12 protein-coding genes are annotated in these 17,294 nt (G+C 69.7%); 5 read left to right on the forward strand and 7 right to left on the reverse strand.

What is annotated here, in order from left to right:
- Nucleotides 1-49 precede the first annotated feature (49 nt).
- The 3 genes from Q0812_RS11355 (at nt 50) to Q0812_RS11365 (ending at nt 7,024) form a co-directional block, all read left to right on the forward strand.
- A complete protein-coding gene (locus Q0812_RS11355; protein ID WP_302110455.1) occupies nt 50-1,105 on the forward strand; it encodes a ribonucleotide-diphosphate reductase subunit beta in 1,056 nt (351 codons plus the stop codon).
- Between the two features lie 121 nt (nt 1,106-1,226).
- Nucleotides 1,227-4,136 (forward strand): M16 family metallopeptidase, encoded by a 2,910-nt coding sequence (locus Q0812_RS11360; RefSeq protein WP_302110456.1) that lies wholly within the window; start codon nt 1,227-1,229, stop codon nt 4,134-4,136.
- Nucleotides 4,136-7,024 carry a M16 family metallopeptidase gene (locus Q0812_RS11365; protein WP_302110457.1) on the forward strand — a complete coding sequence of 963 codons (2,889 nt, stop codon included), beginning with the start codon at nt 4,136-4,138 and terminating at the stop codon, nt 7,022-7,024. Before Q0812_RS11360 ends, Q0812_RS11365 begins: the two co-directional genes overlap by 1 nt.
- A gap of 1 nt (nt 7,025) precedes the next feature.
- On the opposite strand, the gene Q0812_RS11370 is transcribed toward Q0812_RS11365, so the two are convergent.
- The 3 genes from Q0812_RS11370 to htpX form a co-directional block, all read right to left on the reverse strand.
- Entirely contained in the window at nt 7,026-7,856 is an 831-nt protein-coding gene (locus Q0812_RS11370; protein ID WP_341923617.1) for a S1 family peptidase, read from the reverse strand.
- A gap of 131 nt (nt 7,857-7,987) precedes the next feature.
- Entirely contained in the window at nt 7,988-8,431 is a 444-nt protein-coding gene (locus Q0812_RS11375) for a DUF350 domain-containing protein (RefSeq protein WP_302110458.1), read from the reverse strand.
- A gap of 105 nt (nt 8,432-8,536) precedes the next feature.
- Nucleotides 8,537-9,472, reverse strand: a complete 936-nt coding sequence (gene htpX / locus Q0812_RS11380; protein WP_302110459.1) for a zinc metalloprotease HtpX — start codon at nt 9,470-9,472, stop codon at nt 8,537-8,539.
- A 38-nt stretch (nt 9,473-9,510) separates the two neighbouring features.
- Here htpX and Q0812_RS11385 point away from each other — a divergent pair, with 38 nt between their 5' ends.
- The gene (locus Q0812_RS11385) at nt 9,511-9,735 is read left to right on the forward strand and encodes a DUF1674 domain-containing protein (protein ID WP_302110460.1); all 225 of its coding nucleotides are present in this window, start codon (nt 9,511-9,513) and stop codon (nt 9,733-9,735) included.
- An 85-nt stretch (nt 9,736-9,820) separates the two neighbouring features.
- Nucleotides 9,821-10,486, forward strand: coding sequence for a hypothetical protein (locus tag Q0812_RS11390; protein ID WP_302110461.1), 666 nt, complete (start codon nt 9,821-9,823; stop codon nt 10,484-10,486).
- Nucleotides 10,487-10,492: 6 nt separating this feature from the next.
- On the opposite strand, the gene ispG is transcribed toward Q0812_RS11390, so the two are convergent.
- From ispG to Q0812_RS11410, 4 genes are all read right to left on the reverse strand, one after another.
- On the reverse strand, nt 10,493-11,638 hold the full coding sequence (gene ispG, locus Q0812_RS11395; RefSeq protein ID WP_302110462.1) for a flavodoxin-dependent (E)-4-hydroxy-3-methylbut-2-enyl-diphosphate synthase: 1,146 nt from the start codon (nt 11,636-11,638) through the stop codon (nt 10,493-10,495).
- A gap of 55 nt (nt 11,639-11,693) precedes the next feature.
- Nucleotides 11,694-13,022 (reverse strand): helix-turn-helix domain-containing protein, encoded by a 1,329-nt coding sequence (locus tag Q0812_RS11400; protein WP_302110463.1) that lies wholly within the window; start codon nt 13,020-13,022, stop codon nt 11,694-11,696.
- 108 nt (nt 13,023-13,130) lie between these two features.
- On the reverse strand, nt 13,131-15,389 hold the full coding sequence (gene ptsP / locus Q0812_RS11405; protein ID WP_302110464.1) for a phosphoenolpyruvate--protein phosphotransferase: 2,259 nt from the start codon (nt 15,387-15,389) through the stop codon (nt 13,131-13,133).
- Between the two features lie 610 nt (nt 15,390-15,999).
- Nucleotides 16,000-17,241 (reverse strand): aspartate kinase, encoded by a 1,242-nt coding sequence (locus tag Q0812_RS11410; RefSeq protein WP_302110465.1) that lies wholly within the window; start codon nt 17,239-17,241, stop codon nt 16,000-16,002.
- Nucleotides 17,242-17,294: the final 53 nt, after the last annotated feature.

The following is a 17,294-nucleotide window of genomic DNA, read 5'->3' on the forward strand; positions in this document are numbered from 1 at the left end:
ATTTCTTGCCTCTGGTGTTAGGTGAGAGTCGCTGAGCGGGGTGACCACCATGAATGCGCATGTTCCGTCCTTCAACCTGTCGTCCACGCCGGGGCTGCTGACGCCCTCGGCGGCCTACAAGCCGTTCCGCTATCCGTGGGCCTTCGAGATGTGGAAGAAGCAGCAGCAGGTCCACTGGATGCCCGAGGAGGTGCCGCTGGGCGAGGACTGCAAGGACTGGGCGGCCAACCTGTCCGACGCCGAGCGCAACCTGCTGACCCAGATCTTTCGCTTCTTCACCCAGGCGGACATCGAGGTGCAGGACAACTACATGGAGCGCTACGGCCGGGTCTTCAAACCGACCGAGGTGAAGATGATGCTGGCCGCCTTCGCCAACATGGAGACGGTCCACATCGCCGCCTACGCCCTGCTGCTTGAGACCATCGGCATGCCCGAGGCCGAGTTTGGGGCCTTCATGGAATACGACGCCCTTCGGGCCAAGCACGACTATATGGGCCAGTTCGGCGTCGATACGCCTGCCGACGTGTGCCGGACCCTGGCCATGTTCGGCGGCTTTGCCGAAGGCCTGCAGCTGTTCGCCAGCTTCGCCATGCTGATGAACTTCCCGCGCTTCAACCGCATGAAGGGCATGGGCCAGATCGTCAGCTGGTCGGTGCGCGACGAGAGCCTGCACTGCGAGGGCATCATCAAGCTCTACCACGCCTTCAACAAGGAGACGGGCGCGGTCACGCAAGCGGTGGCCGACGACATCGTTGACTGCTGCAAGACGGTAGTGGCCATGGAGGATCGCTTCATTGACCTGGCGTTCGAGATGGGGCCGGTCAAAGGCATGACGCCCGAGGATATCAAGTCCTACATCCGATTCATCGCCGACTGGCGCCTGCGCCAGCTGCACCTGCCGGAAGTGTACGGCGTCAAGGAGAATCCCCTGCCCTGGCTGCAGAGCCTGATCTCGGGCGTGGAGCACGCCAACTTCTTCGAAGCGCGCGCCACCGAGTACTCCAAGGCGGCCACACGCGGCTCATGGCATGGCGAACAGGGCGTCTGGTCCGAGTTTGAACGCATGATGGACAAGCGCAAGACCGACGAACCGGCGCACGCCTGACCGTTTCTTGATCGCAAGATCGGACGAAAGAAGCGTCGCTTTGTTACAGGTCTGTAAGTTTCAGTCCTTCGCGGGCGCCTGATAGGGTCCGCCGGCACACTTGATGTCCCGGGGATCGTCCATGCCTGTCGCACTTCGCCGCCTGCCCGCGTTCGTCTCCGCCCTCGCCCTGAGCGCCGCCCTGGCTGGAGGCGCCGCCGCCTTTCCGGCCGTGGGCGCCGCCAGCGATGAGCACCAGCACCAGCATGGCGCTCCGGCGGCGGCGGCGGACCAGGCGCCGCCCCTGGCCTATCGCCATCGGACGCTCGCCAACGGGCTTCAGGTCTACAGCCTGCAGGACCGCTCCCAGCCCGTGGTGGCCGTGCAGATGTGGTACAATGTCGGCGCCAAGGACGACCCCCAGGGGCGCGCCGGCTTCGCCCACCTGTTCGAGCACGTGCTGTCGCGGGTGACGCGCAACATCCCCCGCGCCCAGATCGCCTGGATGGTCGAGGACATGGGCGGCCAGCGGAACGCCTCCACCTCGCCGGACTGGACCAACTACTTCGAGACGGTGCCCTCCAACTATCTGGAGCGGACCCTGTGGTTCCACGCCGAGCGCATGGATCGCCTCGTGGTCAACGAGGAGGTGTTCAACGCCGAGCGGGACATCGTCAAGGAAGAGCTGCGCCAGCGCGTCCTGGCCGATCCCTATGGGCGGCTGTTCCGCTTCGTGCTGCCGCGCCACAGCTTTTCGACCCTTCCATACCACCGGCCCAGCATCGGCTCGATCGAGGAGCTGGACGACGCCACGCTGGAAGACGCCCTGGCCTTCCACGACGCCTATTACCGGCCGGACAACGCGGTCCTGATCGTCTCGGGCGATTTCGACCAAGCCGAACTCGATACGCTGATCGACCGGCACTTCGCCGGCATCCAGCGTCCGGACCGGCCGATCCCGCGCTTCACCGCTGAGGAGCCCGAGCGCACCGCCCCGCGTGAGGTGGAGGCCCTGGCCCCGAACGTGCCCCGCCCTGCGGTGGCCTTCTCCTATCCGGCGCCGCCTGTGAACAGCTCCGACGGGGCGGCGCTGGACATCCTCGACGCCATTCTGACCCGCGGCGACTCTTCGCGCTTCCGCGCCGCCTTCTTCGAGCAGGCGGCCCTGGCGACATCGGCGAACACCTATGATTCCCGCATGGAGGACGGCGGCTTCTGGGCCCCCTATGTGATCCTGGCCGACGGCGCCACGCCCGAACAGGTGCGGGAGACCTTGGCGCGCGAGATCGCCCGGCTGCGCGAAGAGCCGGTCAGCGCCGCCGAGCTTGAAGAGGCGCGAACCGAACTGATTTCAGCCGCGCTCTACAGCCGCGAAACCGCCCAGGGCCGCGCCTTCGCGCTGGGCAACGCCGTTATGGAGGCGGGCGATCCGGCCTTCGCCGACCGCCGTCTGGATGAGCTGCGCCGCGTCACCGCCGAGGATGTGCAACGCGTCGCCCGCACCTGGCTGGACGACAGCCGCCGCGTCTCGATCCTCTACCGCGACCAGGGCGATGGTCAGGAGGGCTTTACGCCTGCGCCCTCCGTCGAGCGCTACGGCCTCGACCTGCCGCCCTCCACTCGGCCCCGCCTGGAGCTGGCGCCGGAGGGCGAGCGCGTGGCTCCGCCCGCGCCGACCGAGCTGCGCGCGGGCCAGCCGCCCGAGATCGGGGTGCATCAGCTGTCCAACGGCCTGCGCGTCGTCACCGTTTATCGCGAGGGCCTCCCTCTGATGAGCGCCAGCCTTGTGGTCGGCGCGGGCTCGGCCACCGAGCCCGCCCAGCTGGCCGGCCTCGCCGACGTCTCCACCGCCATGACCCTTAAAGGGGCCGGGGACTTGAGCGCCCAGGATATCGCGCGCCGTATCGAGGCCGCCGGCGGCTACCTGAACGCGGGATCGGGGGCGGACGGCGCCTTCCTCACCGGCGGCGCGCCCACCAGTCGCTTCCCGGAAATCCTCGGCATCATGGCGGCCGCGGCGCTGGAGCCCGTCTTCCCCGAGGAGGAACTGGCCCGCGAACGGCGCGAGCGCACCGACGCCCTGGCCATCGCCATGCGCCAGCCGGGCTCCATCGCCAGCCGCGTTCTGAACCGCGTCGTGTACGGCGACGCGCCCTACGGGTCGCCCGCCTCGGGCACGGCCGAGACCCTGGCGGCCATCAGCCGCGACGACGTCATCGAACACCATGATCGGTGGTGGCAGCCGGACAACGCCACCCTGATCCTGTCGGGCGACATGGAAGAGGCCGAGGCCCTGCGCCTAGCCGAGCAAGCCTTCAGCGCCTGGCCGGTCCCTGCCGGCTACGTGCCGGAGATAAGCGATCCTGACGGGGCCGCGCCGGCCCAGCCGCGCGTCGTGGTGGTGGACATGCCTAACGCCGGTCAGGCCGCGGTGTATGCGGCGGCGCGCGCCATGCCCCGCGATGACCAGGCCTACTATCCGATGCAGGTCGCCAGCGCCGTCCTGGGCGGCGGCCAGCAGGGCCGCCTGTTCCAGGAAATCCGCGCCTTACGCGGCCTCAGCTATGGCGCCTATTCAGGCTTGGCGGCGCGGGAAGGCGAAGGGACCCTGGTCGCCTCGGCTCAGACGCGGAACGACGCCGTGCCCCAGGTGGCCGAGATCATGCTGGGGCAGATGACGGACCTGGCGGGCACGCTGCCCGATGCCGACATGCTGGAGCGGCGCAAGACATTCGTCGTTGGCAACTTCGTGCTGTCGACCCAGACCGGCGCCGGACTGGCTGGCCAGCTGGCCGCCGCCATCGCCGCGGGAGCCCCGCCCGAGGCGGTCACCGACTATCCACGCCTCGTCGGCGCGGTGACCCCGGAGCAGGTGGCGGCCACGGCCGCCCGCGTGCTGAACGAGGAGACGATCAGCCTCGTCATTGTCGGCGACGCCCGTCATTTCCTCGAACCTCTTCGGGCGCGCTTCCCCAATGTGGAGGTCGTGCCCCTGTCCGAACTGAACCTCATGGCGGCGGACCCTGTCCCCGCCCAAGCCGGAGCCCAATGATGCGTCACTCTCTGATCCGCCGCCTGCTGGCCGCCAGCGCTCCGGCCGCCCTCGCGGCGGGCCTGATGCTGGCCCAACCCTACCCAGCTCTGGCTCTAGACGCGTCCACGGCCGCGCAGAATCAGGCGCCCGCCGCCCTGGAGCCCGCGCCCCTGGGCTTCCAGCGCCGCGTGCTGCCCAACGGCATGGAAGTCTACACGGCGCGTGACACCTCCACCTCCAACGTGACGGTCAATGTCTGGTACCGGGTCGGGGCCAAGGACGACCCGGCCGGCCGTTCGGGCTTCGCGCACCTGTTCGAGCACATGCTGTTCAAGGCGACGCGCAACATGCCGCCCGAGACCTTCGACCGGCTGACCGAGGATGTGGGCGGCTTCAACAACGCCACCACCTATGACGACTTCACCGCCTATTACGAAGTCGTTCCGGCCAACCACCTGCAGCGCATCCTGTGGGCTGAGGCTGACCGCCTGCGCTCGCTGGTCGTCGATCAGGACATCCTCACCTCCGAGCGTGACGTGGTGAAGGAGGAATACCGCCAGCGCTACATCGCCAGCCCGTACGGGCGGCTGTTCGGCCTGTTCCTCCCGCAGACCATCTATCGCGAGCATCCCTATCGCCGTCCGGGCATCGGCTCACTCGAAGAGCTGAACGCCGCCACGGTCGAGGACGTGCGGCGCTTCCACGCCACCTACTATCGGCCGGACAACGCCTTCATCGTGGTGGCCGGCAACTTCGATCAGGCCCAGCTGGACGCCTGGATCAACCAATACTTCGGCGACATCCAGAACCCGTCCACGCCGATCCCGGCCAACGACGTGTCCGAGCCCGAGCTGACCACCTCCAGCGACCAGACCTTCTACGCGCCGAACGTGCCGCTGCCGGCGGTGCTGATCGCCTGGCAGACCGTGCCGTGGGGCCACCCTGACCGCGCCGCCCTGACCGTGCTGGACGGCATCCTGTCCACGGGCGAAAGCAGCCGCCTCTATCGCTCGCTGGTCTACAATCAGGAGATCGCCGCCCAGACCAGCTCCATCCCAGACTTCGCCCAGCAGGCCGGCAACCTATCCGCCTACGCCATCATGGCCGAGGGCCACACCATCGACGAAGGCCTGGCCGCCCTGCGCGCCGAGGTGGCCCGCTTCCGCGACGAGCCGGTCACGGCTGCCGAGCTGGACGAGGCCAAGAACGAGCTCATCGCCAACGCCCTGCGCGAACGCGAGACGGTCGATCAGCGCGCCTTCGCGTTCGGCTACGCCTTGACGATGACCGGCGATCCCGCCGCCGCCGACCGCGAGATAGGCCAGATCCAGGCGGTCACGGCCGCGGACATCCAGCGCGTCGCCCGCCGCTACCTGACCGAGAACCGCATGCAGGTGCTGCGGTATTTGGCTTCTGATGAGCAGAACCCGGAAACCATCCAGAACAAGAACGTCGACGCGCCGGTCACCCTGGCCAGCCTGACGGCGCTGGAGGCTCTGGGGGAGCCGACCACCCTGGCCGCGGAGGGCGAGCGCGAGCCCATTCCGGCGCCCGGCCCAGCCGTCGAGCCGGCCACGCCCACCGTCGCCGACTTCCGCCTGGACAATGGCCTGCGCGTGCTGGTGGCGCCCCGTCGGGGACTGCCGCTGGTCTCGGCCCAGCTGAGCTTTGACGCCGGCGCCTCGGACGACCCGCTGGGCAAGCCCGGCGTGGCCTCCCTGACCGCCGCCCTGCTGTCCCAGGGCGCCGGGGGCCGCAGCGCTCCTGAGATCGCAACCGAGATCGAGCGCCTCGGCGCCTCGGTGAGCGCCGGCTCAGGCGTGGACTTCACCACCATCAGCGGCAACGCGCCCTCGAACGTCTTCCCCCAGGTGCTGAACCTGATGGCGGACCTGGCGCAGCGTCCGGCGTTCGAAGCCGAAGAGCTTGAGCGGCTGCGCTCCCAGACTATGGACGGGCTGCGCCTCGCGCTCAGCCAGCCTGGTTCAGTCGCCAGCCAGGCGACCGCGCGGGTGATCTATGGCGGGGCCCCTTATGGCCAGCCGGCCTCGGGAACGCTGAACAGCGTGCCGGCCATCACGCGAGAGGACGTCACCGCCTATCACGCGGCGCACTTCCGCCCGTCCGAAGCGGTCCTGACCTTCTCGGGCGACATCGACGAAGCCACGGCCCGGCGCCTTGCCGAGCAGGCCTTCGGCGGCTGGCGGGATCCGGCCGGCGCGGCGCCGGCGGCGGCCGACCCCTCCGGACCGGAGCAGTCGCCCCGGATCATCGTGGTCGACATGCCCGGCGCGGGCCAGGCTGCGGTGATCACGGCCATGCGCAGCATCCGCCGCACCGATCCTGACTACTTCGCCCTGTCCCTGGGCAATACCCTGCTGGGCGGCGGCTATTCCTCGCGCCTGAACCAGGAAGTGCGCATTCGCCGCGGCCTGTCCTACGGCGCGGGCACGTCCATCGGTTCACGCCAGGACGAGGGGGTGTTCACCGCCTCGACCCAGACCCGCAACGACGCCGCCGACGAGGTGGTCGAGCTGATGCTGCAGGAGATCGGCAAGATGGGCCAGCAGCCCATCACCGAGGCCGAACTGGCCCCGCGCCGCGCCGTCATGACGGGCGGCTTCGGCCGCTCGTTGGAGACGGTGGACGGCCTTGGCGGACTGGTGGCCAATCTGGCGCTCTACGACCTGCCCATGAGCGAGCTGGCCGCCTATGCCGGTCGGGTCAGGGCGGTGACCCCGGAGGAGGTTCAGGCCGCCTTCGCGCAGCGCCTGCCGGTGGGCCGGGCCAGCATCGTGGTGGTCGGCGACGCCAGTCAGTTCCTGGAGCAGCTGCGGGCGGCGCACCCCAATGTCGAGGTGATCCCGCTGTCCGAGCTGAACCTGGACTCGGCCACACTGAGGTAGATCAGGCCGCCGCGTCGTCCAGGCAGATCACCTGGGCGACGCGCAGGTCGCGCCGCAGAGCGTCCGCCTCGAGCCCATAGTTGCTGACTGAAATAGCCGCGCCCACGGCGTCGGGACGCGAAAAGCTGCGCCCCAGGGCCGCGCGCATGTCGGCCGGCCGGGTCGTGTAGATGCGCCCCCGGCGCGGTCCCTCCGCTAAGGTGACGCCGACGGCCTGGCCGCGCTCGTCCAGCACCGGCGCGCCCGACAGGCCCGACAGTTCGCCCTTGAGCCCATCGGTACGGCCCACCTCGGCCCAGATCCAGACCGGCTGGGCAGCCTGGCCGCGGCCGTGGCGGCGCAGCTCGCCGGGGCCGAGCAGACGCGACGTCGCCTCGCCCGCGCCGCCCTGGGGGAAGCCGGGATGGAAGCCGCGCAAGCCCGGCTCAAGCCGCTGGTTCAGAGCCACGGGAATGGGCGTGGGGCCACCCTCCGTGCGCAACACGGCCACGTCCGAGCGGCGCGACAGACGCGGTCGGGCGGCCACGGCGCGGTCCCCGGCGATCTTCAGGGCCGGGCGGCGGCAACCCTCGACCACGTGGCGGGCCGTCAGCCAGATCCCCTCGCCGCCTACAGCGAAGGCAGTGCCGCTCTGGGCCTGCACCGGCAGGCCGCGCGCCTCGACCAGTTCGCCGGGATTGAACGGCTCGGCCGGAGCGAGCAGCAGGTTTTCCTCAAGACTCGGCGGCGGCGGCGGCGGCGGTGCGTCCGCGCGTTCGCGACGGGACACGCCCGCCACGGCCAGGGCGGCCAGGGCGGCGCTGTAGACCATCCAGTCGGGCAGGCGCAGCACGGCCTAGAGCCTGATCGGTTGAGGTGTAATCGCGTTCGCGATTCCACCGACGCCGTGAATCAGACTCTCGCTAAAACACTGGACCGAAATCTGAGTTTCGTTGAAAGGCATCTGACTCAACCGATTTCGGTCTAGCCGGTGACGGCCGCAGCCAGCACCAGGGCGGTCGCCAGCTTGGCCGAAACCAGAAGCACTGCAGCCGACACCTCGCCCTCCTGCACCCGCTGGGGCAGGCCCATCAGGACGACGTCGGTGATGCGGAAGGCCAGAAGCTGCATCAGTATGGTGGCCAGGCCCCAGACGCCGATCTCGATCAGGGACGCCGACTGGCCCAGCGAGACCGCCAGAGGAATGGCCAGGCCGACGATGACGCCGCCGAAGGCGACCGAGGCGGCGGCGTTGCCCTCGCGGATCTGACCGATCTCCTTCCAGGGGGTCAGCACCGCATAAAGAACCGCGCCGAAGGCCAGCAACGCCAGCGTCACCCCGGCATGGAGCAGGGTGATGGGAAAGCCGGCGGCGAAGGCCTGGACCTCGGGCCGGGACAGCTGGGGAACAAGGGCGTCGGCGTTCATGGGCTTCCAGATCAGAGGACGGCGGTTATCCGACCAGCACCCTGATCCTGCAAGGGCCGGGCCGGGCGGCCTGTCCCGGGATCGGACAGAACCGCCAGGTCTTGATCAGCCCCAGGGGCCGGGCTGATGCGACGGCGTCGCCGGAACCGCTGTCTCATAGTGCATGCGCGGACGAGCCGGCAGGCCCTGGGACATCTCGTTGAGCGCGCGAACGCGGTTGGCCGTGGCCGGGTGGGTCGAGAACAGGTTGTCCGCCCCCTTCCCCGCGAGCGGATTGATGATGAACATGTGGGCGGTGGCCGGATTGCGCTCGGCCTGGACGTTGTAGGCGCCGCGCTTGGCGTAGGCCTCGATCTTCTCCAGGGCCGAAGCCAGGGCGCGCGGGTCGCCCGAGATTTCCGCCCCCGTGCGGTCGGCGGCGTATTCGCGGCCGCGGCTGATGGCCATCTGCACCAGGGCCGCCGCCATGGGGGCCAGCAGAGCCACAAGGATGACGGCGAAGACGCCGCCGGGCCGATCGCGATCCCCTCCGCCGAAGAACAGGCCGAAGTTGGCCAGGGCCGATATGGCGCCGGCCACCGTGGCGGTGACCGTCATGGTCAGGGTGTCGCGGTTCTTCACATGGGCCAGCTCGTGCCCCATGACGGCGCGCACCTCGTCGCGGTCCAGCATCTCCAGCAGGCTGGAGGTGGCCGCCACGGCGGCATGTTCAGGGTCGCGGCCCGTGGCGAAAGCGTTGGGCTGGCCGTTCTCCATCAGGGTGATCTTGGGCAGGGGCATGCCTGCCTTCTGCGCCATGGCCTTGACGTCCTGGACATAGGCGCGGACGCGGGGGTCGGGATGCGACTCGTCGACGATCTTGGCCCGGTACATGGACAGCACGATCTTGTCGGCGTTCCAGTAACTGATCAGGTTGGTGACGACGGCGAAGCCCAGCGCCAGCAGCATGCCGGTCTGGCCGCCGATCAGATAGCCGACGCCGATGAACAGCGCCGTCAGCGCCGCCAGCAGCATGAAGGTGCGAAGTTGATTGAGGCCCATCTCTTTTTCCCGACTGACTACGCCTATATTTGGTGAGCATGACCGACCCCCTCAAGAGCCAAGACGCCGCAAGCGGCGCCGTGGATCACCCGCCAGCAAAGACGCTCAGCCCCGCCGCCCAACGCGCCCTGGCCGAGGCAGCCGAACGTCGAGCCGCCGCCGACGCGCAAGCAAGTCAGGCCACCGAACCTGGCGGCCCCAGGGGCCCAGAGCCCACGCGCTACGGCGATTGGGAAAAGAAGGGCATCGCCGTCGATTTCTAGCGCCTGTGGTCAAGCTCTCCCCTCAGGGGTGAAGGCGCTGGCGGGCGTTAACCCTTGGGATCAGGTTGGCCGGCTGGAGGTCATCATGGTCCGCACCGCTTTCATCGCCGCGCTTCTGACGACAGCCGCCGCCCCGGCCCTGGCGCAGGTTCCCTACTCCGGCCCGCGCTGGGAGCCGCGCCATGAGGCTCCGCGGCGTCATCCCCTGCCGCGCCCTGAAGTCGTGGCCGAGGCGCGCGCCGAGGCCTACGCCGGACCCGAGGGCGGGTACGCCCGGGGCGACGCCTACGCCCGCGACGGCTACGGTCGGGTGGTCCGGGACCGCGATTACGACGGCTACGGCGCCTATGGCCGGCTCCACGGCGGCTATGTCTCGGACGCCTATCGCTTCTATGGGCGACGTTACGCCTATCAGGACCGGATCGGCGGCACGGGCGGCGCCTATGCCCAGGCGGAAGCCTATGCCGGCGGAGCCTATGCGCGGGCCGAGGCGCGGGTGGGCGGCGCCCCATACCCTTATGCCTATGGGCACGAGGACGGCTCAGGCTACGGCTATGGCGGACCTGCCTATGAACGGTACGCCGAGCCGCCTCCGTATCACGGCGGGGCCGGGCGATATGACCCGCCGCAGCCGCCTTATGGATACGGCTACGGTTATGGCTGGCGCGAAGGCTACGCCTACGACCTGCGCGGCGAAGACTGGGGCGGCCACCGCCCTGGTTGTGATTGCCCGCACCACCGGCGGCGCTGAGCGGACTTAAGCGGCGGACTCCAGGGCCGCCTTCTCGGCCTCGATCTGGGCGGCGCGGCGCTCGACCAACTCGACGATGTGCTCGATCATGCCCACGTTGTCCTGCTTGTGGTCCGGCTTCCCGGCCAGATAGACCATGCCCGCGCCCTTGCCGCCGCCGGTGAAGCCGACGTCGGTGAAGAGCGCCTCGCCCGGCCCGTTGACCACGCAGCCGATGATCGACAGCGACATGGGCGTCGAGATGTGCGCCAGGCGCTTTTCGAGCTCAGCCACCGTCTCGATGACGTTGAAACCCTGACGCGCGCAGGAGGGGCAGGCGATGATGTTCACGCCGCGGTGGCGGAGGCCCAGTGATTTCAGGATGTCGAAGCCCACGTGGATCTCCTCCACCGGGTCGGCGGCGAGGGATACGCGGATCGTGTCGCCGATGCCGCTCCACAGCAGCATGCCCAGGCCGATGGACGATTTGATGGTGCCGGTACGCAGCGGCCCCGCCTCGGTCACCCCCAGGTGCAGGGGACAGTCGATGACCTCGGCCAGCTGCTGATAGGCGGCGACGGTCAGGAACGGGTCGGAGGCCTTCACCGAAATCTTGAACTCGTGGAAGTCGTGGTCCTGAAGGATGCGAGCGTGGTTGAGCGCGCTCTCGACCATGGCGTCGGGACAGGGCTCGCCGTACTTCTCCAAGAGCTCCTTCTCGAGCGAGCCGGCGTTGACGCCGATGCGCATGGAGCAGCCGTGATCCTTGGCCGCCTGGATCACCTCGCGCACGCGGTCGGGGCTGCCGATATTGCCCGGATTGATGCGCAGGCAGGCCGCGCCGGCCTCGGCCGCCTCGATCCCACGGCGATAGTGGAAGTGGATATCCGCCACCAGCGGGACCTTGGCTTCGCGGGCGATGGTCCGGAAGGCTGCGGTGGAGGCCTCGTCAGGGCAGGAGACCCGCACAATGTCCGCCCCGGCCTCCTCCAGCTTGCGTATCTGGTCGATGGTCGCGCCCGCGTCCGCCGTGGGCGTATTGGTCATGGACTGCACGCTGATGGGCGCATCGCCGCCCACAGCCACCGAGCCGACCATGATCTGGCGCGATTTGCGCCGCTCAATACGCCGCCAGGGGCGTACGTCGTGCAGATGTGAGGCGGGTCCGCTCATGGGCCCGGAACATAGGCGCGCCGCGCGCCGCGCGCCATGGGCCTGGCGGTCGCGGTCAGTCGGCGCGGTTCAGTTGATTATATGGCACCGGCTGGCGCGGCGCGGCCGCGACCACCGTCTGGGCGGGGCTGCCCACATCAGGCGTCGCCGGAGCGGCTGCGGCCTGGAGCGCGTTCTGCTCGGCGGCGCGGCGCAGGGCGGCCTGCTGTTCGGCGGCGGCTTCGTCGGCCGCCTGTCGGGCCAGGGCCTCGGCGCGGCTGTTCAGCTGAGTGACCGGCGTGGTGTTCGACGGCAGGGCGCCGCCGTACTCGCCGTTCAGATAGACCGCGAAGGCGGCCGGCTCGGATACGTCCACCATCATGCCCGGCGTGCGCGGGGCGCGATAGGCTTCACCCGCCGCCAACAGACGGGCGAAATAGACGACGCCGTCCTGACCGCGCACGACGATGTTCGCGGCTCGCCGCGCCTGGATGGTCACGGAGGACGCCGTCGGCGCCGCGCCATAGACGGCGCCGCGCGGGTTGAAGGCGGCCTGGACGGGCGCGTCCGCCTGGGCCGCCCCCTGAACCGACGCGACGCCCTGTCCGGCGGCGGCGCTCAACTCCTCCTCCAGGCCAGGCGTTATGTAGAGCGCCGGGATGGTCTGATCCGGCGGCGCCGGCTGCGGCATGGCGAGGCTCATGGGCGCTGAGCCGAGGCTCCAGGTGGCCGGCACCTCAGCGATGTCGGAGGGCTGCGCCTGCCCCGCCGCGCTGACGCGCTGGAACACGTTCCACGACAGCACGCCGCCGACCAGCACCGCCACCGCGGCGATCATCCAGGGGGAGCGGCCCTTGACCTCGTCGAACGCGACGCCGACGGGCGGCTGCAGCGGCTCGGGCGCGGCGCGCCCGTCCTGCTTGAAGCGCTCGGCCGCAAGGGTCTCGTCAAGATCGAGGGCCCGGGCATAGGCCTTCACATAGCCGATGGCGTAGGGACCCGACGGCAGGGCTGCGAGGTCGTTCTCCTCCAGCGCCTTGAGATAGCGCGCGCGCACACAGGTGGTCGCGGCCAGCTGCTGAAAGCTCTGGCCGGAACGCTCCCGGGCCGCACGAAGAATTTCCCCAAGGGTGGCGCCGGAGGCGAAGGTGGGCACAGGCGGCTGCTCGTCGGGCGCGGCCCCATCGCCCGGCGCGGCCCAATCCTCGGGCCCGTCAGTGATGGTCGGCACATCTTCCAGGGCGCTCGAGGCCCCGGCCGCGTCGTCCAGCGACGCCATGGCGTCGTCCCCCAATGATCCGGCGTCCGCCGGGATCGGCGCTTCATCCACAGGCGAGGCTCCGTCGCCGACCGTGTCGTTGTCGGCAGGCGGCGGACTCCAGAAGCGGTCCTGTGGATAACTCATGGCCCCGAGGTCTTCAAGCTGACGCAACCGGACGGCGAAGCCCGATCTCTGAGATGCTCGACGAAATCTGAGCTTCGCTGGAGCGCGTCCAGCTCAACCGATTTCGGTCTAGAGGACCACGTTCAACTTCCGGGCCAACGACTCGATTTCGCTGCGCACGGTCCCCGCCGTACTGGCTAGGACATTCGGCAGGGCCCGACGAGCCGCCGAAAGGTCGCAGGAGAGCACCATTCGCCGGACCGGCCCGATGCCCGAGGGGGGCGCCGACAGCCTTGTGAAGCCAAGGGTGATGAGGGCGAAGGCCTCGAGCGGCCGGCCCGCCATTTCGCCGCAGACCGATACCGGCGTGCCGGTCTCGGAGCAGGCCTTCTGAATGGCGTGCAGCGCCCTCAGCGCCGGCGGCGACAGGGGGTCGTATCGATCCGAGACAAGCGGGTTGGTCCGGTCGGCCGCGAACATGTACTGAAACAGGTCATTGGTTCCGACCGAGACGAAGTCCGTCAGGGGCAACAGGGCGTCCAGGTGCCACAGCAGCGAGGGCGCCTCGATCATGGCCCCGACGCGCAGGATCGCGGGCAGCGGCTTGCCCCGACGCCGGGCCCAGTCCACCTCGATGTCCACCAGGTCGCGCGCCAGGCGGAACTCTTCCACCGAGGCGATCAGGGGGAACATCACCCGCAGCTCGCGGCCGCCCGCGGCCGCCAGCAGGGCCCTCAGCTGCAGCCGCAGCAGACCGGGACGATCCAGTCCCAGTCGGATGGCGCGGCGGCCCAGCGCCGGGTTCTCCTCGCGGCCAGCGTCAAGGTAGGGCAGCACCTTGTCGCCGCCCACATCCAGGGTGCGGAAGGTGACGGGGCGCGGGCCCGCGGCGTCCAGGACCCGGCGATAGAGCGTGGTCTGCGCCTCAAGACGCGGCAGCTCCTCGGCCACCATGAACTGGAACTCGGTGCGGAACAGACCAATGCCCTCGGCGCCCGTGGTCTCGAGAGACTCGAGGTCCACCTCGAGCCCCGCGTTGGTCAGAAGCGCGATACGCTGACCGTCCGTGGTCACGGCCGGGATGTCGCGCTGGCTGGCGAACTCGGCGCTCTGCTGGGCGCGAACGGCCATGCGGGCGGTCACCGCCTCCAGCATGTCCGGGCGGGGCCGCAGGAAGGCTTCGCCGCTCTCGCCATCGACGATGACGAGATCGCCCTCGGACAGGCGGTCGCGCACCCCGGTCAGGCGGCCCACGCAGGGTATCTGCAGCGCCTTGGCGACGATGGCGGCGTGGCCGGCGGCGGATCCCTCCTCCAGCAGCAGGCCCTTCAGGCGGCCGCGCGGATACTCCAGCAGGTCGGCGGGCCCCAGGTTGCGGGCCACCAGGACGGCGTCTTCGGGCAGCTCACGGGCCTGTTCGATCTCCCCGGCCAGGCTGCGCAGCACGCGGTCGGCCAGGTCCTCAAAGTCGTGGAGGCGCTCCTTGAGATAGGGGTCGCGCGTGGCGGCGAAGCGGGCCCGGTGCTCGTTTCGAACACGCTCCACGGCGGCCTCGGCCGAGAGGCCCGAACGCACCGCCTCCTCCAGCGACCGGTTCCAGCCCCGATCGTCGGCGAACATGCGGTAGGTCTCCAGGACCTCGTAGGGCACGCCGCCAAGACCGTGGCCCTCCAGCAGATTGTCCAGGTGCGCCTTCATGCGGGCCAGGGCGGACTTCAGCCGAATCTCCTCCTCGACGGGATCGTCGGCGAGCAGGCGGCCGGCCTGCACCGGGGGCTCGTGGAACACGGCGTGGCCGAAGGCCAACCCGTCGGCGAAGCGTTGCCCGCGCGCGCGTTCGGGCCGGTGCGGCGCCACCTCCACATCACCGAGAGACTGGTCGTCGATCTGGCCGCCCAGGACCATTTCGGACAGGACCATGGCGATGGTCTGAAGGTCGTCGACCTCATCCGCCTCATAGGTGCGCTCGGCTCGGTTCTGCACAACCAGCACGCCCACCACGCGGCCGCCGCGCAGGAGGGGCACGCCGAGGAAGGCGTGGTAGGGGTCCTCGCCCGTCTCGGGCCGATAGGAGAAGTTCGGATGGGCCGGCGCGTCCGACAGGGCCACGGGCTCGGCGGCGCGGACCACCTCGCCCACCAGGCCCTCGCCGGGGTCCAGCCGCGTGCGGTGGACGGCGTCGGGGTTCAGGCCCTCGGTGGCGAACAGCTCCATCTGGCCGCTCGCTCGCCGCAGATAGAGGGAGCAGACCTCCGCCACCATGGAGGCGGCGATGATGCGCACCACCCGGTTCAGCCGGTCCTGGGCGGGGACATCGGCGGCCATGGCCTCGCGTATCTGCCGAAGCAGGCTGCGGGGTCCGCGCGCGGCCAGTCCAGGGGCGGGCATTGAGGTTCGGGGCGTCCTGTTGGGGCTAGGCTTTCTAACTAGGACGCAGGCGCCGCTTCGTCCAATGCCCCAGCCATGCATTTCGCCTCTTCGATCAGAAATCGCAGGACACGGCTGATCGCCCCCGCGCTTTCGCTGCGGAGTTGGGGTGGAGAGGCGGCGGAGCGCCGGGCCTTCGCCCGGTGGTCTCGTTATAGGTGGTACCGGGTTCGGCTGGGGCCGCCGCTGGGGCTTCCAGGCCCAGAGGCTTATCAGCGCTCCGCGGTTCGTCAGGCTTGGCCGGCCTTCTGTTTAGGAAGGCGCTGTCGGAGCAGACCCGCCGGCGGGGCGGGCCCGTCGGGCCTGGGTATGCCAGAATGGGCCCGAAGCCCTCTCCCCCCCAAGCTGTGGCCAACCGGCGCGGCCAAACCGCCGGTCCCGATTTTTGCTCTCCGTTCGACCCAACGAAGCCCCAGGGCCGCACGAGCCGCCTGCGCATACGGCCTCTCCGCCCCGGAGCCCGCTTAGAGTGCGGGATGTGCGAGGGGGCGTGGGTAAGTCAGTGGCGGGCGGCGCGTGATGCGTTGCGGATCAGCGGGTTAGGCGGCCCAGAGGGGGTGCGTATCCCGCCTCAGGCGTCCAGTTCAAAGGCCGTGTGCAGGGCCCGCGCCGCCAGTTCGCCCCAGGCGCCGTCGACCAGCACGCTGATCTTTATTTCCGAGGTGGCCACGGCCTGAACCGGCACGCCCTTGTCGGCCAGGGCGCGGAACAGCGTGCCGGCCACGTCGGCGTGGCTGCGCATGCCCGCCCCCACGATGGAGACCTTGGCCACGCCGTCGTCCTTATTGATCTCGGCGTCCTTCAGCAGCGGTTCGGCGGCCAGCAGACGCACCGCCTTGTCCGCGTCGCGCCGGCCGACGGTGAAGAGCAGGTTGCCCCGCCCCTCCATGCGCGCCGGCGACTGGACGATCATGTCCACGTTGAGCTCGGCCTCGCCCAGGAGGGTGAAAATGCGCCCCAGCGTGGTGGGGTCCTCCGGCAGGCCCATCAGGGTGATGCGGGACTCATCGGCGCTGAGCGTGACGCCGCTGACGATGCGCTGTTCCAAGATCTCATCCTCGTGGCAAACCAGGGTGCCCTTGCCGTGCTGTTCGCCGGGCTTGAGGCGGCTGTTGAGCACCCGCAGGGGCGTGCGGTGGCACATGGCCAGCCCGACCGAGCGGCTGTGCAGCACCTTGGCGCCGAGGGAGGCCAGCTCGAGCATCTCTTCGTAGGAGATGCGCGGCAGCATGCGGGCGTGAACGTTCAGGCGCGGATCGGTGGTGAAGACCCCGTCCACGTCGGTGTAGATGTCGCAGGGGCAGTCCAGAGCGGCGGCCACCGCCGTGGCCGAAGTGTCCGAGCCGCCGCGGCCGAGCGCCGTCAGCCGGCCCTGGCGCGTCACGCCCTGGAAGCCGGGGATGACCGCGACGACGCCGGAGTCGATGGAGGCGGCCATGTCGTCCGCCTCGATGGCGACGACCTTGGCCTTGCCGTGCACGCCGTCTGTGATGATGCCGGCCTGCCAGGACAGCCACGAGCGCGCGGGCACGCCCAGGCTGCGCAGGGCCATGGCCATCAGGCCCGTCGTCACCTGTTCGCCCGAGGTGACGACCACGTCGTACTCGTCGTCGCTGGAGGGCAGTCCCTGCGCCGCCGGGCCGATGATGTCGGTCCAGGCCACCATCTGGTTGGTGACGCCGGCCATGGCGGAGACGACCACGGCGACCTTTCGGCCTGCCTCGACCTCCGACTGGACCAGCCGCGCGGCGTGCAGGATGCGCTCGGGATCGGCCATGGAGGTGCCGCCGAACTTCATCACCAGTCGCGTCATGGAAGATCGCCGTCCCGCCCACGCCCTTGCCAGCGACCGGACGACCGTCCATG

This window comes from Peiella sedimenti, from assembly GCF_030504955.1.
Taxonomy (GTDB): Bacteria; Pseudomonadota; Alphaproteobacteria; order Caulobacterales; family Caulobacteraceae; genus Brevundimonas; species Brevundimonas sedimenti.